Origin of the sequence: Desulfovibrio sp. (genome assembly GCF_014803725.1) — a bacterium.
Classification (GTDB): domain Bacteria; phylum Desulfobacterota; class Desulfovibrionia; order Desulfovibrionales; family Desulfovibrionaceae; genus Desulfovibrio.
Genome location: NZ_JAAVBE010000006.1, coordinates 1 through 21,279, shown reverse-complemented (window position 1 = coordinate 21,279; position 21,279 = coordinate 1). Strand labels below are relative to the sequence as shown.

The following is a 21,279-nucleotide window of genomic DNA, read 5'->3' as shown; positions in this document are numbered from 1 at the left end:
AGTTAGCTCCAATGCAGCTTGCTTATCACTTCATTATAGCATTGCAGGACGGAAAACTTACTCCCATATTGTTTTATCGATAATCTGACCTGTTCATGACCAAAGACTTGAGTGAATATATCCGACTGTAGATTTCTCTTCTTAAAATAATCACTGAATGTATGGCGCAATGAATGGAAGCTCTTCTTACCGAAAATTCCTTTATTCTTTATCCAATTTGAAAATTGTTTTCCCACTTGTTTTCCATATTTTGGACTCTTATCCGTCTTATTCAGCAAAGGAAATAAGCGATTAGAATTCTGCTTCATATCGTTACAATATTTGATAAATCCAAATTCCACCAAATCGTTATGAATAGGAATCTTACGAATTGCATTTTTCGATTTTAGAATTTTATCATTTATTCCATCATTGCTATCTAAATTTATGTCAATTATCCACAGCTCGTCTTCTTGATAAATATCTCGCGTATGGAGCTGACAAATTTCTTCTAAGCGCATTCCAGTATAGAGGCCAATAAGCGGAACCCAGTAATATGCAGGATTCTTAAATGCCGAGGATAAATAATCTCCGCTGAAAAATATTTTTCTTACTTCTTGTTCAGTAAAAGCTTCTCGCAGCTCAATAACTTGCCTATTATCCTTGATGCTTAAATTCCTTGCAGGATTAGTTTCTAAGTATCCTTCCTCTATCCCCCACTCAAACATCCCTGAAATGGCCTGCATCGTTACGTTTATAGTCTTAATGTTCAACGTTTCTTTCAAGTTAAGGGCGATTAATTCTTGGGCAGTTTTATTGCCATATTCTTTCTTGTGCCTATTGGGGGGCAATTTTCTCAAAATATCACGAAATTCACGAATTTTATTTCTATCAATCTCCGAAAGTGGAATATCACCCACAACATCCAGAAGTGTTTCTATCCTGTTCCTATGCGTAGGAATATTTCTTTTAGTCCAGTCCCCATCTTTTACTTTAGTTTCAATAAATTTTCAATAAAATCTCTAAGTCCCAGTCTTGAACCTCCAAGACAACCCGTCGAGAACGTCGCTGGAGGAATCTCTCCGATAAACTGCTGCTTAAACTTTCTCTCAAATGCATAATCCCCATTTGTCCTTTTAAGCATTATGCGATTTATATTTATCTTTACCTTATGATACTCATTAAGAATATATAATATATTTTCTGAAGAAAAATCGCTTTCTCTAAATATACCCCTATTAACTAATTCATATAGTACATTTGGAAAATACCATTCTACTAATTTTTTAGGATTATTTACAACAGGCTTTAGAATTGTTACATATTCGTGTTTTAGCCATTCATTATCAGATACTGAAAACATAGATTCACTTTTATCATTATCAATCCAAACTTCTGATGCAGGGTCATAAAGCTTGTTGTCAATTTCTTCCAAGTATGACGTCTGTAACGAATCAAATCGCCTTGCAACTTCAGAAAATTGTAATGGAGTAGATTGAACAGAAGAAGGAAATATTTCGTTGAGTCTCTGTGCCAAGTGTGCCTTGAGGTTCGATTTGTCAACATACCCATCTTCGTGTTGAAACGCTGCCAACCATTCAAGTTTATTTAAATCTGGCTTTGGTACACCGGTATAGACTCCAACAATCTCTTTAAGTTTGGATGCAACCACTTCTTTTATTTCATGAAGCGTACTTTCGCGATCCGCCACCAGTAGCTCCTCAACGCAACTCCACAACTGAGTCGCTAATTTTTGGGCCTGCCTGCGAAATCCTGTCTGGAGGCTCACTCGGATTTCAGTCTGTCCGAACGCTTCCCGAAATTTTTTCGGGAAAGCATACCGAAAATAATAAATATTCCCTCGCAGGTAAAGGTGGGCTGCACAGCTCTTGGTCAGCCGATGGTTAGTGGAAACGGCTGCGGGACTGATCGAAAGAATTGATTTTTTAGGCATGGGCTAACACGGCCTCACAGGCAGTTTTGACCCACCAAATTGGCACAGCAAGCGTTCTTCGTGCTTTTTGGCAGGTTTTCAGCGTGTTACGCCCAAGCTGTTTTAGAAAAAAATAAGGGATTATAGCCAGTTAGCTACAACCCCTTTCTAAAACTGGTGCCGAGGGCGGGAAAAGGCACTGAACAGAGATGTGGCGTATATAACTAGCTAAAACTAAAGGCCTTTTTCAAATGGGATTTTGCTTTTTTGACCCCATTTTTGACCCACTTTTTGACCCCATGTGCATGGTACGTTGAGAGCATATAAGGCATGGCCTTTTTGTCAAGCTGCTCCTCCAAAGGGGATTTTCTCCTCCCCTACTCAACTATGTTTTTTGCTTTGTTGCATCCAATGCCACTTCCAACGCCTTAAGCACTGTGATGGCAATCAGTATGACCATAGTAATCACTTTATTACCATCTATGCAATACATCACTAGAGGCACTTATCTTTCAAAATCTTCGCATTGGATATGAAATTCACCCTCCTATCTTAGTTATATATATCAACAATACATTCTAATAAGTATTAAATATTTTCATTTATTGTTTCGAAAAATTATTTTCCTTTTTTCTTAATCTTGCATAGATAGTTGTCCTGGATATCCCTAGCATCGTTGCTGCGTTGCTGATGTTTCCATTGCATATTTTTATAGCGTCTATTATATCGTTTTTATCCAACTTTCTTGGATTTATATAGGATTTATATTCTCTTTGTGATGATTTATCTATGTCCTGTGTAGGTGTATCACATGCCTGTATCCACACTGGGAGATCCTTAATTTTTATTCGTTTACCCTGAGAAGCAATATCCGCATATACCAAGGCATTCCTCAGTTCACGCACATTACCTGGCCATTCGTATTTCCGAAGAAATTTTAAGGTGCTTTCCTCAAAACGCTTCGTAAGATCACCAATATTCAAAAAATGCCGGATCAGGGGCTGAAGATCGCCCTCCCTTTCGCGTAATGGTGGAATATCCATGGGCAAGACACTTATACGGAAGAAAAGATCTTCGCGGAATGTCCCCTCCTTTACCATTTTGGCAAGGTCTCGGTTAGTCGCTGATATCAGCCGAAAATCAACCTCCCGCATTTTGAGTGAGTTCAGCCTTTGCACCTGCCGCGTTTCCAGCACCCGAAGCAGTACGCCTTGCGCCTCCAGCGGCAGTTCACCGATTTCGTCCAGAAAAAGGGTGCCCTTGTCGGCCAGTTCCATGAGGCCCGGCTTGCCTTCCTGGCGCGCTCCGGTAAAAGCCCCCCTCGCATAACCGAAAAGCTCGGAATTGATGAAGTCCTTGGGGATGGCCGCGCAGTTTACGCACACGAAGGCTTTATCCGCCCGCGGGCTGGCGCGCTGGATCATCCGGGCGAAGAGCTCCTTGCCGACCCCAGTTGCCCCAGTGATGAGCACCGGCTCGTCATGGGGGGCATAGCGAAGTGCCATTTCCAGCCTCTCGTGCATGATGGGGCTTTGGGTCACGATCTCCTGTTGACGGAAAATCCCCTCCGCGCTTCCCACACTCCCCGAAAGCCTGGCAAGGGCGCGGTTATTCTCCGAGAGTTTCCCAAGAATACCGTTCCACCCCTCATTTCCGACACTCAGCAACTGGGAAATAAAGCCAACGACATCCCCAGAGGCGTCGCGCATGGGGATTCGATTCACCAGGATACGCTCTTTCGCGCGCTCGCTGAAAACGGAATGTTCCTGATAGAGTTCTTCCCGCCCACTGGTCATCACGGCCTCTGCGCGTGATGAGGGGATAAAGTCTGTGATCTTGCGGCCAATGATGCTGGCAGGGGGGAGACCGATATAATGCGCGTAAGGTTCATTGATATAGCGTACGATGCACTCCCTATCGCAATAATAGACGCCAAAAGGCAGCGATTTCAGGATGGCCAGCGTTGTTTTGTCCATGCAGCCCTCCTTGAGCCAGGGATGGAAGTGTCCATATTTGTAAAAAAGTGTACAATATGAACATTTATTTGTAAATACTTATGAAGGAACATGCTCAAGGCACACATGACTATCAAAAAAATATAATATAAATCAATATGTTGTAAAATAAATCCTCTTTGGCATTCCCGTTGCTAGACAGCCGATAGCACATCCAGCCGGACTCCCTCGTGGAGCTTTTGGGAAACTGCCGCACGGCGGCATCAAGGAGGATGAGAATGAGCTGTTGCACGGGTATCGAACTCTTGAGCCCACAGGAAGCGCGCATCGAGGCGGGGCGCCTCTACGATATCCCCGAGGAGGGGCTCACGCCGGGCCGCGCCCGCATCTACAGGATGCTTGAGCGCCTTCGCGAGCAGAAACTCCCCCGGATCAGCATGGACCGCGCCAAGCTTTTCACGGAATCGATGAAAGAAACCGAGGGCGAGCACCTCGACCTGCGCTGGGCGCAAGCCATGATGCACATCGCCCGCAACATCCCCATCTGCATCGAGGAAGACACGATTCTTGCGGGACGCTGCGACGGAAAGCCGGGACGCCACGGCATCATCTTCCCCGAGCTGGAAGGCGGCTTCCTGGACAGGGTGGCGGACGCCTTTGAAGGGGATAACGACATCTATGACCTCTCCAGTGAAGATGCCCAAGCGATGCGCGAAATGGCGGAATACTGGCGCGGGCGCACCCTGCTGGACAAGCTCTACGAGAGCATCCCGCCCGATACCCGCCGCCTGATTTTCAAGGACGGGGATTATTACGGGCAGAAATACATCATCACCCAGACGGCATCCACCCGCTCCTCCCTCCAGTGGGTGCCGGACTACAGCAAGGTCATCAACCGCGGCTTTGCCGACATGCGGCGCGAGGCCGCGGAAAGGCTCGCCCAGCTCGACACGCTGGATTCTGAAGTGGCCATGCATGAGGAGCCCTTCCTCAAGGCCGTCATCATGTGCTGCGACGCCATGATCCTTTTCGCCCACCGCTATGCCGACCTCGCCGAGGCGCAGGCCAAGGAAACCACCGATCCCAAGCGCCGCAAGGAACTGGAGCGGATGGCGGCCACCCTCAGGCATGTGCCGGAATTTCCCGCGCGCAACTTTTATGAGGCAGTGCAGGCGCACTGGATCTTCCAGTGCTTCTCGCGCTTGGAGCAGCGCACGAGCTCCGTCATCTCCAACGGACGCCTTGACCAGCTGTTCTACCCCTTCTACAAGGCCGACAAGGAAGCCGGCACGCTCACGGACGACGAGGCCCTGGAAATTCTGGAAAACCTGTGGCTGAACATCGCCAACTACATCAACATCAGCGTCAGTCCCCAAGCCAAGGCCTTCTATGAAGGGCACGCGCACTGGGAGGCGGTGACCATTGGCGGCAAGCTGCCGGACGGCCGCGACGCGACCAATGACCTCACCTATCTTATCCTGCAATCCAAACGGGCGGTGCCCCTGAACTATCCGGATCTCGCGGCGCGCATCCATTCGCGCTCGCCCGAACGCTACCTGATGGAAGTGGCCGAGACCATCAAGGAAGGTTCGGGCTTTCCCAAGATCTTCAACGATGAGGAAATCATCCCCCTCTATCTCCAGAAGGGGGTGCCCCTGGAGGTGGCCAACGACTATTCCGCGTCGGGCTGCTCGGAAGTGCGCCTGCCCAACTGGGATACGTGCCTGACGCCGCACCCGTGGCTGAACCTCGGCTCGGTGCTCGAAATGACGCTGAACAACGGGCGGCTGCACGCGTTCAACAATGAGCTCTACGGCCTCGAAACCGGCGATGCCAGAAACTTCAAGACATTTGAAGAGCTCTTTGGGGCGTTCAAGGAGCAGCTCTACTACATGCTCAAGAATGCCTACATCCTTGTTCGCTGCGTGGAAAAGGTGCGCGCCGCCAACCTGGCCACGCCCCTCTTTTCCCTCCTGCACGACAAGGCCTTCGCCCAGTGCCTCGACCTGCACTCCAACGAGATCAAGGGCGGAGCCAGCATCGGTTTCTACGACCTCATCGGCCTTGGCACCGTGCTGGACTCGTTCGCGGCTATCAAGAAATTCGTCTTCGAGGAAAAGCGGCTGACCATGCAGGAAGTGTGCGACGCCCTTGATGCGAATTTTGAAGGCTATGAGAACGTGCGCGCCCTCCTCAAGACAGCCCCCAAATACGGTAACAACGATCCGTATGTCGACTCCCTCGGCTACGAGCTGGAGAAGGCCGCGGTCGCCTTTTCCCACAAGTACCGCACCGGCAACGATACCGAGCTTGATGTGCGCTATGTGCCCGTGACGTCGCATATCCCGCTGGGCCGGGTGGTTGGGGCCATGCCCAACGGGCGCCTTGCCGGCACCTATCTCTCGGAGGGCTCCTCGGCCTCCCATGGGGCCGACACCTGCGGGCCTACCGCGGTGTTGCTTTCCAATGCGAACACCAAGTACACCGGCCTGCCCGAACGGGCGGCGCGCCTGCTGAACATCAAGCTCAGCCCCGCTAGCGTGGCCAACCATGCCGGCTCGCGCAAGCTGATCCAGTTCCTGCGGGCTTTCTGCGACCTCAAGCTCTGGCATGTGCAGTTCAACGTCATCAACCGCGACACCATGCTCAAGGCGCAGAAAAACCCGGATCAGTACAAAAACCTACTTGTCCGCGTGGCGGGCTACAGCGCGTACTTCGTTGACCTTTCGCCCGGCCTCCAGGGCGAGATCATCGACCGCGCAGAGCACGCAGAGGTGTAGCCGCGTAAAGGGCCGGGGGGCATTATCCACCCCCCGGCCCTTGGCCGTGCACGAGCCTCTGGGGCTGGCTGGATCCATGCCCCGCCATAGAGCGGGGAAACGGCCTGTCAATCATCTACCGAGCCGACAAACGGAGGGGCTCCCATGGCTTCCAGCGCTGAACTCAGGGGTGAGATCTTCAATATCCAGAAGTTTTCCGTTCATGACGGCAGCGGCATAAGGACGACCGTCTTCCTCAAGGGTTGTCCTCTGCACTGCAAATGGTGCTGCAATCCCGAATCGCAGGCCACTGGCCCGGTGTATTCGCGCAATATGCGGCGCTGCCATAGCTGCGGCGCTTGCGTGAAGACATGCCCTCAGGGTGCCGTCGCCATGGAGGGAGGCCGTCTCCACCGGGATGCCGACGCTTGCACGCTTTGCGGCCATTGCGCGGAAATATGTCCTAGGGATGCCATCAGCATCATCGGCAAAACGGTAAGCGTTGCCGAGGTTATCCGTCAGGTGGCGGACGACGCCCTCTTTTACCGTGACGGAGGCGGAATGACCCTGAGCGGCGGCGAGGCCCTCCTACAGCCGGAATTCGCTGAGGCCCTCTGCCGCGAGGCACACATGCACGGCCTTTCCACAGCGATGGAGACCTCCCTGGCCGTTCCCTACGAGCATGCCGCCCGCGTCTGCGCCCATCTGGACGAGCTGATGGCGGACGTGAAGCACATGTCGCCCAAGCACCACAAGGAAGCAACGGGGCAGGATAATGTGCGTATTCTGGACAACATCCGCACGGTGTCGGAGGACTTCCCGGCGTTGCCGATCCTTCTGCGCTGCCCGGTCATCCCCGGTTTCAACGATTCAGATGCCCATGTGGAAGAACTCGCTCGCTTTGTTGCCTCGATCCGCGGGGCCCGCCTGGAGCTGTTGCCCTATCATAGGCTGGGGGCGGACAAATATGAGAACATCGGTCTTGAATATGGCCTCGCCGATGTAAACGCCCCGGCCAAGGAGAAGATGCGAAGATTGCGCGAAGTCGCTGCAAAATATGTAGAAATTGTGTGACCAGGACGCGGATTTACTGCGAACCCGGAAAAGGAGACGTCTCATGGAAACGACAGCCACCATGCCTGACATTCGGGCTGACCTTGTCAAATGGGGTGTGACTATAGCGCTCCCCCTCTTCTTCTGGTGCATTCCCCTTTCTGCGGATTATACCCAGCAACTGCGCATATTTTTCGCCATCACCACCTTTGTCATCCTGCTCATCGCCTTTGACCTCATGGACGTGATGATCCCGTCCATCCTGCTCCCAACCCTTTACTTCCTTGTCGGCATAGCGCCTGTCAATGTGGCCTTTGGCGCCTGGACCAACACGACCGTCTGGATGGTCCTGGGCGCGCTGATACTGGCCTTTGTCCTCGATGAGTGCGGCCTTTTGCAGCGCATCGCCTTTGCCTGCATCTGCCGCTGCGGGGGCACCTTCACCGGCACGATGTACGGCGTTTTCCTCGCCGGGTGCGTGGTATCGTTCATAACTTTCAGCCAGGCCTTCATCATCATGATCGCCCTGACCTACGGTATCTGTCGGGCCATCAAGCTGACGCGCTCCATGAATGCGGCGCTGCTCTGCTTTGCCGGTATGCTCGGGGCCATCACCACGTGCGTCTATATTTACAATCCCGCCTATCTGGGCCTGGGCGAAGCGGGCGTCCGCACCATTCTGCCGGATTTCAGGATATACTGGTATGATCAGCTCTTCTACAACGGGCTGTTCTTCTTTTTCTCCCTTGGGCTGCTGTGGGGCGTGAGCAAGATTTTCCATACCGAAAAAATCACCTTCGAGGGCGGCGCCCAGTATTTCCATCAGCAGCTTGCCGCGCTCGGGCCCATGACGGTGAAGGAAAAGCGAGCCCTGTTTGTTGTGGCCCTCCTGATGGTTTACCTGCTCACCGGGCCGCTGCACGACCTGCCGCCAGCCTATGGCTTCATGATCTTTCCCTGCCTGCTATTCTTCCCAGGCCTCAAGGTGGGCACGAGCGAGAGTCTGCGCAAGATCAACTTCGGCGTCATCTTCTTCGTGGCCGGCTGCCTCAGCATTGGCATTGTTGCCTCCTACCTCCATGCGGAACAGCTGGTTTCCAACATCATCGCTCCCATTCTCGCAGGCAAGAGCCCGCTGGTGGCTCTGCTCCTGATGCTGTCCATCGGGGCCTTGTGCAACCTTTTCCTCACGCCATACGCCATGATGGCTGCGCTCGCCATGCCGTTCGCGGCGCTCGCTTCGGATGTGGGCATTCAGCCCATGGCCAGCATCATGACACTGGTCGTTTCCACGGACATCATCTTTCTCCCGCATGAGGCCGCCGGCTATGTGCTGATGTACAGCTTCGGCCTCATTTCCATGGCGCATTTCGTGAAGCTCTATTTCTGGAAATCCGTGCTCATGTATCTTTTCTTCATCGCCATTCTCTATCCCTTCTGGAACCTCATGGGATATGTGTCGATGTAGAAGCAAAAATTGTTGAATGCGTCTCCAGCATTTCGAGACAAGGAGGACATCATGAAAGTTCTTGCCCTCAATGGCAGCTCCAATGCGCGGGGCGTCACACGTAAGGCCATCGACCTGGTCGGCGAGGAACTCGCCAAGAGCTCCATCGGCCTCGATGTGCTGCATATCGGTGCCAAGCCTGTGGCAGGCTGTCTGGACTGCCGCAAGTGCAAGACCAACGGGCATCACTGCATCCATAATGACATCGTCAACAGCATATGGGAAAAACTTCAAGGGTATGACGGGCTTGTTCTGGGCTGCCCCGCACACTACATGGGCATCCCGGGCCCATTCAAGGCATGCATGGACCGGCTGCTCTATTCCACGGACAATCTTGAAGGCTGGGGCCCCAAACCGGCCTGTGCCATCGGGGTGTGCCGCCGCGGCGGCGCGGTGGGCATCGTCCACCAGTTGGGCAACTACCTCAACTGCTCCAACCTGCTGGCCGTCAACAGCCAATACTGGAATGTGGTTTTCGGCTGGACCCCGGAAGAATTTCTCTCGCAGGACATTGAGGGCGTGGCCACCATGCGGACCCTTGGCCGCAACATGGCGTGGATTCTCCAGGTCATCGAGGCAGCGGGCAACCAGGTGCCCAAACCGGTTTACGAGAAGAGGCCCAGGACCAACTTCTGTCGCTAGGCATCCTCAACCAGCAGGAGTATCGATATGATACAGGAAATTTTGGCATTGACCATCGGCAAGGGCCCCGTGGCAAGCAGCAACCATTTCTACATGCGCCCGGATCTCGACCCCAAAACGGTCTCCCAACACTATTTCTGGGTGATAATGGACGATACAGCCGGTCCTGTAGTAGTGGATACTGGTTACGCGCCCGAATGCCTGCAGGAGATGAAGCTCTCCAATTTCACCTATCTCAACCATCCACGCGAACTGCTCAATCGCGCCGGTATCGACCCGGTCGATGTCAGACACGTCATCCTCACTCACCTCCATTGGGACCACTGGATCGGGGAGGATCTCTATCCCAACGCTACTTATTATATCCATGAGCGGGAGCTGGGATACGTCACTTCCTCAGAAATGCGTTTCCTCACCTATGCGCGTCATTACAATTTCAAACGTGTGGAAGCCTTCATGCGCCTTTTATATCAAAACCGGGTCCATGTACTCGCGAATGACAGGGAAATGATCGTGCCCGGTATCGAGACCGTCCTTTTCGGTGCCCACACGCCTGGATTGATGGGCGTTGTTTGCCACATGGATGGCGCAAAGAAGATCATCACAAGCGATGTCGCCCCACGCTACCGCAATGTGGCGGAAACGACGGCCTGCGGCATCCACTATGACGTCACTAGGGCCCTGACTGCGGTTGAACAAATCGGTGCTGAATCCGGCGCCATAGAGAATGTCATCCCCTGTCATGATCCGGAAGTGGGCGCCGGACATGAAGTGGCTGAGGGTGTGGTGAAGGTTGCCTGACATTCCATGTGCCTGAAGGGAGAAAAAGATGAAAATTCTTGCAATCGGGGCGGCGGGATTTCTTGGCAGCATCGTTGTCGCCGAGCTTGTGGAACGGAAAGCACACGTTCTGGTGGCCGACTTTAAGGACAAGGCGGACAACCTGCCTGCGGGTGTGGAATATCGACATCTGGATGTTATGGATTTCACTGGAGTGAGAACGGTGATGGAGGAGGCAAAGCCGGAGGTGGTCATCAACCTTGCGGGTCTCCTCACAGGTCTTTGCGCCCGGGAGCCCTACAAGGCCACGCAGGTGAACGTAATGGGCATGGCCAATGTCCTTGAAGCCTCCAGGTTCACGGGCGTGAAGCGCGTCGTGCTTTCGTCAAGCGCCGGCGTGACGGCCCCTGAAAGGATCGATACCCGTGAAGAGGCAAAGATTTCGCCCGATGTCACCATGTACGGAGCGACAAAGTTCTATGACGAGATCCTCGGGCGCGAATACCACAGAAATTACGGTATTGAAGTCGCGTGCCTGCGTTATTCGCTCATTTACGGGCCTGGAGAGGTGGCGACCCCTGGCAACGCACTGCGGCTGAAAACCATCGAGAGCTGCGTTCTCGGTAATGACATCCATATCGACGATGCCACAGGCGAAGACCGCGCGCATTTGCTCAATGTGTACGATGCCGCGCATGCGACGGTGCTGGCCGCAACCGCAACCACAGCCGTGAACGGGGTGTTCAATATCTCCGGCATGCCTGAGGATTTTCTCTCCTTCCAGGAAGTTGTTGATGTTCTTCACGAGGCGTTTCCCGGTTCCGGCAAAGTCCTTTTCACGGGGAAAAAAGCGCCACAGGAATTCGGCCTGTATTTCCATGACAAGGCCAGAAGGGCCTTTGGTTTCGTCCCAACCATCAGCGCGCGCAACGGACTCATAGCAAACGCAAAACAACGGCTCGAAAAAATTCAGAAATGACCATCCCCACCCATATGGAGTTTTTTCAAATGAAAATTATTGATTTCAGGTTGCGTCCGCCGTTCAGGCACTTCTGCCAGCTGGGCATCTTTTCGCCCGTGTGCAATGAGAAAGCCCCACAGAAATGGCATGGGGTACCGAGCCCCTCCGCGCAGAAGAAGTCGATGGACCTGTTCTGGGAGGAGATGGCCGAGGCCGGCATTTGCGGCGGCGTCGTGATTGGCAGGCAGATCCCCGATGATTCCGCATCTGTGCCCAACAGCGACATTTTAGAACTTGCCGAAATATCAGCGGGGAAAATCGTGCCCTTCGGCAGCCTGGACATCTCAAGGGGCGTGGCTGCGGCAATGGAGGAGTTGGAGGAATGCATCAGTAAAGGTTTCAAAGGCATCGCTCTCGAACCCGCGTACGCCCTCCCCCCCAGAAAGGCGGATGCCAATGTGCTTTATCCCATCTATGCCCGACTTGAGCAGGCGGGATTGCCTGTTGTCCTGACCATGAGCTTCTTCCAGGGCAATCTTGACTATTCCAATCCGGAAGCTGCCCAGCGGGTCGCAAAGGATTTCCCGAAGCTCCAGATAGTGCTCGCCCATGCGTGCTATCCGTGGATCCCTCAGGTCTTCAACCTCTGCCTGATTCAAAAAAATATATGGCTTTTGCCTGATATCTACATGCTCAACCCAGATGTCCCAGGCAATGAGATGTATGGTCAGGCCATGCGCTGGCTGAACGGCGAGCGTGTTCTTTTCGGTACGGCCTACCCCTGCTATAACCTTAAACAGGCTGTGCACGACGTGAAGCGCTTCGGGCTTAGCGACGACATCCTTGAAAAATTTTTCCATGTGAATGCAGAGAAGCTACTCGGAATCACCTTTAGTGCATGAGAACTTGCCAGCAATGGATGCCACCCCTCAAAGTGTTATGGCAGCAAGTTGGCGATCGCATCGACCGTAAGCTGTTGGAAAAGTACTTCAAGGCAGCGCAATACATGAGTGAAGGGCCGTAACCACGACCAGAGCATTGCTGATTTTCCGAGAAAGGAATGGAAAAAATGAAAGACACTCACTTTATTTATCTGGCAGATATCTTCTGTCCATGGTGTTATGGATTTGGGCCTGTGATGAAGCGGCTCGCCAGCGAGCATCCCGAGTTACCGATAAAGGTTGTTGGCGGCAACCTCATTTCACGGCCCATGACGCTGGCCGAGGATCTGGCCGCCAATCCCGGTCTGGTGGATTTCTGGCGTAGCGTGGAAAAAACAGTAGGGCGCCCACTCACCGGTGCCATTGAAGCGGCTCTCTCCGGCCGCGAAGTCCGCATGTATTCCCCAGGCGCTGACGAAATTCTGGTGACGCTTAACAGGCTGGCTCCGGGCCATGAGCTCGACCAGCTTCTGGATCTGGAGGACATGTTCTATCTGAAGGGTGTGGACATGTTTTCTGTGGAGGCCCTCGCCGGCATAGCGGCCCGCTGGGCCATCCCGTCGGAAGAACTCGCGAGCGCCCTAGACACCGAGGCGGCACTCACCGCGACACAACGCAATCTTGCCGAAGCCGGACGCCTCTTGGGGGAGGTAGGCTCCTACCCGAGCATCTTTCTCGCTCAGGGGGACAAACTCCTCACTGTCAGCCGCGGTTATGTGCGGTATGAGACCGTCACCTCCCTCCTTGAGGACGCACTGAGCGACATTGACATCGCTCCTGCCGACCACGAGGGCTGTTCCTTTGCTGAAGACTGCACCGCAGGCAAGAACAGAAATCGCGTCTAGGATGATACCGTCTTTGATCTTAGTCCAAATAGCGATCTTCGTTTATTTTATTGAAGTATATTGGCATACCATCACCAAAAAACCCAGTCCCGCATGGCTTTCTGAACCTTGCGGGACTCTATTGGCCTTTTCCTGACCCAGCGTTTCAACTCCCTAACAGAAAATATTATTCGAATGTGATTTTTCTCCGTTACCACAGTGGTGAGGGCAATGGCGTGGCGCTTTTATGTCAAGTTGCTCCCCAAAAGGGGATTTCCACCTCCACTACCCTACTATATTACTTGTTGCATCCAATGCCATCTTTACCAGCTGATGCACTGTACTCGTAATCAATATCTGTACCAAAACTCTAATTTTTGAGCACAAAGAGAGAAAATTCCTTCATTTTTCTTATTGTTACAAATTCTATTATCTATAATAAAAATCTAAAAGTTACCAAATGTAAATTAAAAAAATGATTTATAGCTTCCTGCTGATGATTTTTCTCCCCTTTTCCGTCAACGTATATTTTTGGAAGGGGCTCCTTGGGGCATCAGGTCTTGTTCGCTCAACAAGACCTGCCCCCAGTGCGGGTGACAGATAATTTTTACGAAATGTCGGTGCATGGCGCAGCCCTAAGCCGGCCATAAGCGCAGCCGCACTCTTTTCCTCTTGCCCCAGAACCTCCAGTAGACGCCGCACTTGGTCGTTCACTTGGTCGCCACCTTGATCGCTTTGGAGGACAATCAGGGCATCGAATAACGCGGCGAGCATAAACTCCACAAACGGCGTGGCTTCGCCCAGCTCATCGGCAGCGGCTAGGCTGGCATAGTATTCGGCCTGTCGTTGCCGAACAAGCGTTTCCACCGGCAGATATGCAAAGAGAGGATTCCACTTGCTGAGAATCAGAGTCTGCCAAAGACGTCCCATGCGGCCATTGCCATCGGCAAAGGGATGGATGAACTCAAATTCGTAATGAAAGACACAACTCGCAACCAACGGATGCTCGTCTGTTTGCTCCAGCCAACCAAGAAGCCTGGTCAAATGTTCATGCACGAGATGCGCGGGCGGGGCCATGTGGACGATCCTATTTTCCTTAAAAACCCCTACTCCGCCGGTGCGGAGACGACCGGGCTTTTCCACCAAATCGCACATGAGGATCGCGTGCGCGTCCAGCAAATCTTCCAGCCTATGCGGGTGCCACGCATCCAGTTTTTCGTAAGCCGAGACAGCTCCGTGTACTTCCTGAATATCTCGCAGAGGGCCGATGACCGTCTTACCGTCAATAATGTCTGTTACCTGCTCCATGCTGAGCGTGTTATTTTCAATGGCCAGGGAGGCGTGGATGGTGCGGATGCGGTTTTCACGCCGCAACTGGGGCGACAAGGAACCAACGGCAAGCTCGCCCGCCGCAGCATGAGCGCCGAGCCACTCGCTTATGGCAGCCACTTGCTTGAGGCTGGCGCTGGTGATGGTATATGGAGGATACGTCATATCGCTTATTGTTCCCATGTCTGAAAAATTCGTAATGAAATGCTTCGCAGCAAGCGTTGCCCTCCAAAGGGAGCCAAAGAAGGTCGTCGATTCTGGGCTCCTCCCGTCACAGCGGTTCTTTCTCCCGATTTTTAACGTATACGGGCCGGATAGGGAAGCGGGGGCTCTGATTCCTCGCGCATATCAATCCCCCAGCATCTCACGCCGCTTATCAAGATAGCGGGCATAATGGATAGGTACCTTTTTGTGTGCAACCGTTGTCTGACACCCGCATAGTGGGTGGTTCCTTGTCTCCGTCGCTCTCACTCCTTCGATTAGCCGCAAGCCTTAATAAAAGTACAGGGCAGGTGACTCCTGCCCTGTACTTTTATTTTTTCAACTCATCAATTATTGCTTTTGCAGCTTTCAAGATGATGATTCCTAGCAGCAAGCACCTGTCAAAGACCTTTTGCCTCGAATTTTCTTCAGCCATCATTCCTCCTCATGATTGAGCGTTGCAAGAAGTCAAACATGACCGGGGCAAGTTCTGTCAGCTTGTGAATGATTTTGCTCCTGCCTGGCAACAATTTCTCAATGTTGCAATCACTTAGGCCAACCCCGTACACTTCAATGCCTACCCTCGTTATCTGCCTCAGAGCCTCTACTGACGGCTCCCATGTGTTCGGTTGGCCATCGGTGAGTATGAGCAACAGCTTTCTCCGCTCCTGCCGTTTCACCAGTACCTGCAAGGTCCACCAAAGGGCTTCAGCCAAAGGCGTATCGTAGTCAGCGCTGATCTGGAAATTATCGGTCAACGGCTGCCCGTGCTCCATAATCGGGAATACGGCTTCGCTTTGAGCCGAGAAGGCAGGAAAGGCTGTTATCCCAACCGAGATGCCTTTGGCATGTTCCAAGGCTTTTCCCACGGCATAGCAGGCAAGCGATGCGAGCCGCATGGGCTCGCCCCTCATGCTCCCGCTGGCATCCAGCAGGACATGGACAGCCGTATCCAATCCGGTGTGGGTGCCCTCCTTCTGGAAAGCCTTTGGATTCCCTATGCTGAGGCGATAAAGGTTTGTGGGGTTCAGGTGTCCTTTTCGAGCAGGCTGACAACGCCTTTGAGTTTGAATCTGCAACAGGGAACTAAATCGGGTGCGCAGAGCAATGCTGGCCTGAAGTGCTTCCAGCTTGTCTTCCGGGCTGAGTGGCTCAAGGTGCATTCGCCCTCTGATGGCCACGTTGATGCCATCCCCCTGGTTCTTACAGGCTTGCTCCTCCAGGCTTTCGCTCACATGCTCGCCCGTACCCTTCGGAAGTTGGGCAGAATCCATGACGAAAAGGGAGCCGAGCTCTTCCGAGGCTTTCTTCGGTGATACTGTGGCAGCCTTATCGACGCTTCCTGCCTGTTGGACATCAGAGGCAGATTCGGGCGGGCCGCCGTTTTCCTCCCCTTCCTTTTCTGTCCCATCCTCCTGGCTTTGAAATGTTTTCCCATGGTCTTGCTGGTTTCCAGTGCCTCTGCCTGCCGGTTGGTTCTCGTCAGGGGGCCTATCCTGTTGCTCCTCAGAGTTTTGAGTTTGCCAATCCTGAAGGCAGGCAGCGAGCTGCTGGGCATAGGCGATGGCGGACTTTGTGTCAGGGCAGGAAGTCTGAACGTCCTTCAGGATGTCATCCATCTGGGCACGCAAGCCGGGGAAAAGCTGATCCAGGCTCTGACCTATTTCTGAGACTCTGCCCCAGAGTTCTGGCACATCCCACGCCCTCACCGTCAGAAGCACATATTTAAGGATAAGCAGCGCCGAGGATTGAGCTGCCTCCCCGGATGACTTGTCCCTCTTATCCTCCAAAAAGAGTCGCCGAATGAGCCAGTGCAGGTTCTGACGGCAGCCTGGAAAGATAGCCGCCAATCGCTGCTCGATGCGCCAGTCTTCAATGGTATTGAAGAAGTTGAAGGTTACGGGGTTCATTCTGGCAGTTTTTACCGCCTTAAAGTCCGTTTGCCGGATGTGGGCGGCTTCATGATCCAGATAGCCCCTAGCCAGCGCCAGCAAATCCCGATCACACTCCAGGGGCAAAGACGGCAGATAGATCGTCTTTCCGTCGGTTTTCGCCTCACTTCCTCCGATCCTAACCTCAATGCCGTACTGGTCGCCTAAGACGGATGCCAGCATGGGCAGTGAGTTGAGTACGTCTCGATTGCGAATCATAGGGTCTCCAAATGCAAGCTGCCCGGACATTTCCGGGCAGCTTGCATATTCGTAGGCTGCTCGTTTCAGGGGCATTACCCCTTGATTCCTCTGCCTCGCAGGCAGGGATTCTGTGAGTTGATGCTCTCACGACTACCACAAGCCCATGCTGGGAATTTCAGTCCTCGGCAACTGGGTCACAAGCTCAAGCGCGCTCTCCAGTTCGTTGAGAGCACTCTGGAGCTCACTCGCTCCGGCATCCTCCTTGTCAGACTGGGCATCCCCACTCAGGTCTGCTGCCATGAGAACGTCCAACACGCTACCGGCGGATGCGCCATTGATGAGGCCCTGTGCCTGGGTGATAAGTGCCTGGCTATCCTTCAGGAGGCAGACAAGCCCCTGGAGCAAGAGCAGGTCAGCCCCGCTGATAACGCCCCGCTTGGGCATACGATCCAGAGCTGACATGATGATGTCGGCTACCGGGGCCACATGCGGCTCCACAAAAGACAGACCGGCCAACTTGGCATGGAGGGTTTTCAGGGGGGACAGCGCCTTATGGGTCACTTCGCTTTTGCCCGCATAGACGCGCCTCCAGATGTCCTCAGCTGAACGGGCGACCTCACCAAAGAGCGTTTCGCCCAGGTTCTCCACCTCTTCGTTTAAGCCAGCTTCCAGCACCTTTCCGCTGTCCACCTGCTCATCCAGAGGAGCCACCTTGTAGAGCTGCCAGCGGAAATCCATACGTCCGCGTACATAATCCGACGAAACGATGGAATTTCGGATGATGGATGCCCATTCCTGATGCTTGGCGATCCAGGCTTCTAGAGAACGGTCATAATCTGCCAGAAAGGCGGTTTTCGCCTGAGCGAACTCCTCCCGGATGGAGGACAGCTCATTGACGATAATCTCAGCCTTGTCTTCCGGGATGGCCCAGCCGGACATGAAGCGGACGCCATGCCGATCCATGAAGGCGAAGGCTCGTGATTTGAGCGTGCTGAAGACCTTGAGGCTCGCCGGATCTGCCACACGTTTTGACCCCAGCGATGCGAGGTCTTCCGGCGGAAGCTCGGCTCCACCCAAATCCTCTGGGGTCATTTTCTTCCTGGCTGACCACAGGCTGATATTCAGATTCAGGGCCAGCAGATTTTCCAGGATGCGAATATCTGTTTGAAGCGTCGTCATTGTCTCTCCTCGTATGCGGGCGCAGTCCCGCTAACTTTCTAAAATGAGCTCAGTTCCGGGATGATGTGGTAGCCCTCGCGCAGCTTCTTTCGTGCCCGGAGCTTCAGCTCTTCCATGGGGATGCCATTCTGACAGGACGTGCGGTCGAAAAAGTGCCCATTGTTTAATCCGCCTGTGCGTCCAAAGCGCAGTTCCATCCCATCCGCCCGTGCTTCTCCAATCCAGTCCTTGCTATGGTGTCCATCCGGGGAAACCTTCCGCAGATGGATTTTCATCAGACGGGGAGTGGACAGGTTCTGGATCTTTGCCATCATGAAATTGATGCCGGCGCTCCCGCTCAGGTCGCCGTCACCGTCTTCCGGGTTTCCCTGGTCAGTGTCATCGCCATGAGTCGCCTTGTGCTGGGGGAAGTGGCGTTGAGCCAGTTCATGGAGCATGGCTCTGGTCTCTCGGCTGGCCCGATAGGCAAGCGCCCTGTCCAGGGCATAGGTGACAGGTTGGACGCCTTGCATGGCCAAGGGCTGGAAACGGACGGTCAGTTCCGCCCAACGAAGCAGACTGCGAGTGGAGAACGTCACCTCGATGGCATTAACCATGCTTGACGAACTCCCTTCTCCCATGAACAGCTTGCGCACCTCGTTGGCGTATTTGACCATGGTTGCGCAGAGAGCTTTGGGTAATGTCGGAAAGCGCTTCCTGAGCAGGGCCTTTTCCACCTGACTATCTGGATAGCCCATTTCACACAGCATGAAACGGTCGGCGAAGGCCAGGTTCTGCCGCTGTACCCCTTGGTACAGGCCGGTCTCATCACCACCGCCATTGGAATTGGCAGTGGCCACGAATCGAAACATGGGGTGTGGGGTGACCAGTTCTCCGCCGTTTTCCGCGATACACAAAGGGGCACCGTCAAGCACGCTGTTGAGGCCAGCGGCTACTTCCGGGGCAGTGAGGTCGATCTCGTTCACGAGGCAGATACCGCCATAGCGCATGGCAAGCGCCAAGGGGCCGTACTGAAAGGTCATGTTGCCATTCTGAACGGTGAGATGCCCGGCCAGGTCGGAAAACTCCAGCCTGCCGTGGCCTGTGACCTCGAAGACGGGATAGTTGAGGCGTGCTGCCAGTTGCTTGATGCAGCTTGTCTTGCCACAGCCAACTGGGCCGAACACATAGAGCGGTTCGCCGGGATTAAGAAGCCAGACGATAATGTCCCGGCTGGATTCCTGAAAGACATACTCAGGGGCAATGGCCGGGGTGTAGGCGCAGGGCTGCTCATAGCCTTTGACCACTGTGCCGCTGGGTTTGTTGCTGAAGACCTCACCTGCATCCAGGTCTTTGACCTTCAGGTTCGTGAGAAGGGTTGACGCGTCCATGGAACCTCCTAGGACTAGAATGTTGATGTGGCACCACCTCGTGCCTGAGTTTGGGTATGGGATTGGGAGGAGAAAGAGGGGGAACGGATCGTGTCCGGTCTCAGGTAGTCAGGAATTTCCCGGCTAGTCGAACGGTGCCCGGACATTTCTTAAAAGGGGATTTTGGGGGATGGCTAAATCAGCCATTTCCTTACAGTCCGCCCATTTGGCTGATTCCGTGAGAAGATATGCGAGGAAATGGCAGATACCTGCCATAAGGGTGGCCGATAGCGAGACATCTGCCACGTGGCCGATTGTGGCCGATTTCTTCGCCAAAATACTTGAGAGGCGTCCCTTACGGGCAGCCCCCGCCAAGTGAGGACTGCCCGACAAGACTCCTTTCACGCAAAGGTGATGCTCCGAGTGAGCTCCATCCCAAAAGGATCGTCCCAGAAGCCGCCGCGCATCTCGGTGTCGTCGTAGTCCTCACCGATTCGGATGAAGCGGAAATCCTCATCCGGCAGCTCCGACAAGAGCTGTTCAATGAAATCCACCTCTGGGAACCCCATGTACCATTTTCGGTAATCCCAATACCACGCCTCCTGACCGTCTTCCTCATCCTTGGCGTGCTTATCCGCACAGTCGAAGAACTCCCGGACGACCTCACGGATTTCTTGGCTGAGTTCAGGGTTAGCGAGTCTCTGCTTCAGATTTTCAACGCCTTTCTTGGTCAATGCCAATCCCACTTCTGACCGATAGCCCATGTTTTCCTCCATTAATTAATAGTGTTGACGGTGAGACGCGAAAATGGCGCGCCTGCCCGCTCATGACGGGCAAGCAGCGCATCCACGTCGATGTCATCCATTCGTTCCGAGAAGAAGATCGCCGATAGCTCTTCCTTGAGAGCATCCCGATCAAGGACGTTGCGCCCTGCCATCTGCGAAACTCTGAAACGATGCTCCCCGGTATTGATCCAGTCCTGGGTGCCCGAGAGCCGGTGTGCGAGTTTAAGCGCGGATTCGATCTCCTTGATTTCTCCATCCAAGGCGGAGCGACTGTTTTTGAGCTGCTCCAACTTGGTAAGAGCAGGTTCCCACTGTGGCTGGCTGTCCCCTTGCGGAAACTTGGGGCAGTCAGCACTGAACTGGCAGCAGGTGCACAGCGGGTGAAAGCCTTTCGCGTGCGCTATGTCATTCAACGCTGAGGTACCTTCCCTAACGGCTTCGAGAGCTTTCCAATAATCCATGGCCAGATACCCGAGTTCCTCAAACGTGTCCGTATCCGGCAGATATGCCCCAAAGGCTCGTGCATCTCGCATGGAAACGCAGAGGAGCCAGCCTTCAATCGAGACCTGATCAGGAGCCGCAGGGATAGTCAGCCCCAGTTCCCGACGACATAGGTCGGGGAAGCTAAGATGCTCATGGGCAGTCGCCCCATCCCCACGCTTCAGGGAAAATGCGGGGGCATCCCAGAGTTCCTGGAGCAAGGCCACCTGCCCCTCGACCTGTCGTTCATGGGACGGGTAGGCTTTTTGTGGAAGCGTCTCCATGCTCTTGATTTCGAGCACCCTCACGGCTGGCCGTGGCTTTTCCCAGACAAGGGTCATGTCTAAATTGACCCCTCCCCCAAAAACTGATCCATTGAAAAGTTAGTGTTCCTGGCATAGGAGCACTGCATGAAACGGAGTCGATTCAGCGAAGAGCAGATCATCGGGATCTTGCGCCAGGCAGAGGCCGGTATCCGCGTAGTGGATCT

The 21,279-nt window shown here is 53.6% G+C and carries 18 protein-coding genes and 1 pseudogene; 9 read left to right on the top strand and 10 right to left on the bottom strand.

All coding sequences use genetic code 11. From position 1 onward, the window contains the following. Positions 1 to 2: 2 nt before the first annotated feature. From HDR50_RS02415 to HDR50_RS02405, 4 genes and pseudogenes are all read right to left on the bottom strand, one after another. Positions 3 to 941: a site-specific integrase gene (locus HDR50_RS02415; RefSeq protein ID WP_291355714.1), complete on the bottom strand. Its 939-nt coding sequence runs from the start codon at positions 939 to 941 to the stop codon at positions 3 to 5. A gap of 26 nt (positions 942 to 967) precedes the next feature. Next, entirely contained in the window at positions 968 to 1,690 is a 723-nt protein-coding gene (locus HDR50_RS02410; RefSeq protein WP_291355586.1) for a hypothetical protein, read from the bottom strand. Between the two features lie 18 nt (positions 1,691 to 1,708). After that, positions 1,709 to 1,933 (bottom strand): annotated as a pseudogene (locus HDR50_RS12385) (DUF6538 domain-containing protein); the annotation flags it as partial. Between the two features lie 581 nt (positions 1,934 to 2,514). Beyond that, positions 2,515 to 3,888 (bottom strand): sigma 54-interacting transcriptional regulator, encoded by a 1,374-nt coding sequence (locus HDR50_RS02405; protein WP_291355584.1) that lies wholly within the window; start codon positions 3,886 to 3,888, stop codon positions 2,515 to 2,517. Between the two features lie 257 nt (positions 3,889 to 4,145). On the opposite strand from HDR50_RS02405, the gene HDR50_RS02400 reads away from it, so the two are divergent. The 8 genes from HDR50_RS02400 to HDR50_RS02365 all read left to right on the top strand — a co-directional run bounded on the left by HDR50_RS02400 (position 4,146) and on the right by HDR50_RS02365 (position 13,355). After that, positions 4,146 to 6,647: a pyruvate formate lyase family protein gene (locus tag HDR50_RS02400; protein WP_291355583.1), complete on the top strand. Its 2,502-nt coding sequence runs from the start codon at positions 4,146 to 4,148 to the stop codon at positions 6,645 to 6,647. A 144-nt stretch (positions 6,648 to 6,791) separates the two neighbouring features. Further along, the gene (locus HDR50_RS02395; RefSeq protein WP_291355582.1) at positions 6,792 to 7,700 is read left to right on the top strand and encodes a glycyl-radical enzyme activating protein; all 909 of its coding nucleotides are present in this window, start codon (positions 6,792 to 6,794) and stop codon (positions 7,698 to 7,700) included. Between the two features lie 43 nt (positions 7,701 to 7,743). Beyond that, positions 7,744 to 9,147: an SLC13 family permease gene (locus HDR50_RS02390; RefSeq protein ID WP_291355581.1), complete on the top strand. Its 1,404-nt coding sequence runs from the start codon at positions 7,744 to 7,746 to the stop codon at positions 9,145 to 9,147. 51 nt (positions 9,148 to 9,198) lie between these two features. Continuing rightward, on the top strand, positions 9,199 to 9,828 hold the full coding sequence (locus tag HDR50_RS02385) for a flavodoxin family protein (protein WP_291355580.1): 630 nt from the start codon (positions 9,199 to 9,201) through the stop codon (positions 9,826 to 9,828). Positions 9,829 to 9,855: 27 nt separating this feature from the next. Next, positions 9,856 to 10,629 (top strand): MBL fold metallo-hydrolase, encoded by a 774-nt coding sequence (locus HDR50_RS02380; RefSeq protein ID WP_291355578.1) that lies wholly within the window; start codon positions 9,856 to 9,858, stop codon positions 10,627 to 10,629. Between the two features lie 28 nt (positions 10,630 to 10,657). Continuing rightward, positions 10,658 to 11,587 (top strand): NAD(P)-dependent oxidoreductase, encoded by a 930-nt coding sequence (locus tag HDR50_RS02375; protein ID WP_291355576.1) that lies wholly within the window; start codon positions 10,658 to 10,660, stop codon positions 11,585 to 11,587. After that, positions 11,584 to 12,471 carry an amidohydrolase family protein gene (locus HDR50_RS02370; protein ID WP_291355574.1) on the top strand — a complete coding sequence of 296 codons (888 nt, stop codon included), beginning with the start codon at positions 11,584 to 11,586 and terminating at the stop codon, positions 12,469 to 12,471. The genes HDR50_RS02375 and HDR50_RS02370 overlap by 4 nt, the downstream gene beginning before the upstream one ends. Positions 12,472 to 12,629: 158 nt before the next feature. Continuing rightward, complete coding sequence (locus tag HDR50_RS02365; protein ID WP_291355572.1) at positions 12,630 to 13,355, top strand: hypothetical protein; 726 nt, start codon at positions 12,630 to 12,632, stop codon at positions 13,353 to 13,355. Positions 13,356 to 13,814: 459 nt separating this feature from the next. Here HDR50_RS02365 and HDR50_RS02360 read toward each other — a convergent pair whose 3' ends face one another. The 6 genes from HDR50_RS02360 to HDR50_RS02335 all read right to left on the bottom strand — a co-directional run bounded on the left by HDR50_RS02360 (position 13,815) and on the right by HDR50_RS02335 (position 21,130). Next, positions 13,815 to 14,828, bottom strand: coding sequence for a Fic family protein (locus HDR50_RS02360; protein WP_291355570.1), 1,014 nt, complete (start codon positions 14,826 to 14,828; stop codon positions 13,815 to 13,817). Positions 14,829 to 15,292: 464 nt separating this feature from the next. Next, positions 15,293 to 17,014: a VWA domain-containing protein gene (locus HDR50_RS02355; protein WP_291355568.1), complete on the bottom strand. Its 1,722-nt coding sequence runs from the start codon at positions 17,012 to 17,014 to the stop codon at positions 15,293 to 15,295. Positions 17,015 to 17,146: 132 nt separating this feature from the next. Beyond that, a complete protein-coding gene (locus HDR50_RS02350; RefSeq protein WP_291355566.1) occupies positions 17,147 to 18,175 on the bottom strand; it encodes a DUF3150 domain-containing protein in 1,029 nt (342 codons plus the stop codon). 38 nt (positions 18,176 to 18,213) lie between these two features. Beyond that, positions 18,214 to 19,545 carry an AAA family ATPase gene (locus HDR50_RS02345; RefSeq protein ID WP_291355564.1) on the bottom strand — a complete coding sequence of 444 codons (1,332 nt, stop codon included), beginning with the start codon at positions 19,543 to 19,545 and terminating at the stop codon, positions 18,214 to 18,216. A gap of 380 nt (positions 19,546 to 19,925) precedes the next feature. Next, complete coding sequence (locus tag HDR50_RS02340; protein WP_291355562.1) at positions 19,926 to 20,288, bottom strand: hypothetical protein; 363 nt, start codon at positions 20,286 to 20,288, stop codon at positions 19,926 to 19,928. 11 nt (positions 20,289 to 20,299) lie between these two features. Beyond that, entirely contained in the window at positions 20,300 to 21,130 is an 831-nt protein-coding gene (locus HDR50_RS02335) for a hypothetical protein (RefSeq protein WP_291355560.1), read from the bottom strand. A 69-nt stretch (positions 21,131 to 21,199) separates the two neighbouring features. Here HDR50_RS02335 and HDR50_RS12380 point away from each other — a divergent pair. Continuing rightward, positions 21,200 to 21,279: transposase (locus tag HDR50_RS12380; RefSeq protein ID WP_365816593.1), on the top strand; the 80-nt coding region annotated here is incomplete at its 3' end.

Excerpts from the sequence above, each read along its gene's own strand:
- HDR50_RS02345 (WP_291355564.1), bottom strand. The coding sequence starts at position 19,545 with ATGGACGCGTCAACCCTTCTCACGAACCTGAAGGTCAAAGACCTGGAT.
- HDR50_RS02340 (WP_291355562.1), bottom strand. The coding sequence starts at position 20,288 with ATGGGCTATCGGTCAGAAGTGGGATTGGCATTGACCAAGAAAGGCGTT.
- HDR50_RS02360 (WP_291355570.1), bottom strand. The coding sequence starts at position 14,828 with ATGACGTATCCTCCATATACCATCACCAGCGCCAGCCTCAAGCAAGTG.
- HDR50_RS02380 (WP_291355578.1), top strand. The coding sequence starts at position 9,856 with ATGATACAGGAAATTTTGGCATTGACCATCGGCAAGGGCCCCGTGGCA.
- HDR50_RS02390 (WP_291355581.1), top strand. The coding sequence starts at position 7,744 with ATGGAAACGACAGCCACCATGCCTGACATTCGGGCTGACCTTGTCAAA.
- HDR50_RS02355 (WP_291355568.1), bottom strand. The coding sequence starts at position 17,014 with ATGATTCGCAATCGAGACGTACTCAACTCACTGCCCATGCTGGCATCC.
- HDR50_RS02370 (WP_291355574.1), top strand. The coding sequence starts at position 11,584 with ATGACCATCCCCACCCATATGGAGTTTTTTCAAATGAAAATTATTGAT.
- HDR50_RS02375 (WP_291355576.1), top strand. The coding sequence starts at position 10,658 with ATGAAAATTCTTGCAATCGGGGCGGCGGGATTTCTTGGCAGCATCGTT.
- HDR50_RS02405 (WP_291355584.1), bottom strand. The coding sequence starts at position 3,888 with ATGGACAAAACAACGCTGGCCATCCTGAAATCGCTGCCTTTTGGCGTC.
- HDR50_RS02365 (WP_291355572.1), top strand. The coding sequence starts at position 12,630 with ATGGAAAAAATGAAAGACACTCACTTTATTTATCTGGCAGATATCTTC.
- HDR50_RS02350 (WP_291355566.1), bottom strand. The coding sequence starts at position 18,175 with ATGACGACGCTTCAAACAGATATTCGCATCCTGGAAAATCTGCTGGCC.
- HDR50_RS02395 (WP_291355582.1), top strand. The coding sequence starts at position 6,792 with ATGGCTTCCAGCGCTGAACTCAGGGGTGAGATCTTCAATATCCAGAAG.
- HDR50_RS02335 (WP_291355560.1), bottom strand. The coding sequence starts at position 21,130 with ATGACCCTTGTCTGGGAAAAGCCACGGCCAGCCGTGAGGGTGCTCGAA.
- HDR50_RS02400 (WP_291355583.1), top strand. The coding sequence starts at position 4,146 with ATGAGCTGTTGCACGGGTATCGAACTCTTGAGCCCACAGGAAGCGCGC.
- HDR50_RS02385 (WP_291355580.1), top strand. The coding sequence starts at position 9,199 with ATGAAAGTTCTTGCCCTCAATGGCAGCTCCAATGCGCGGGGCGTCACA.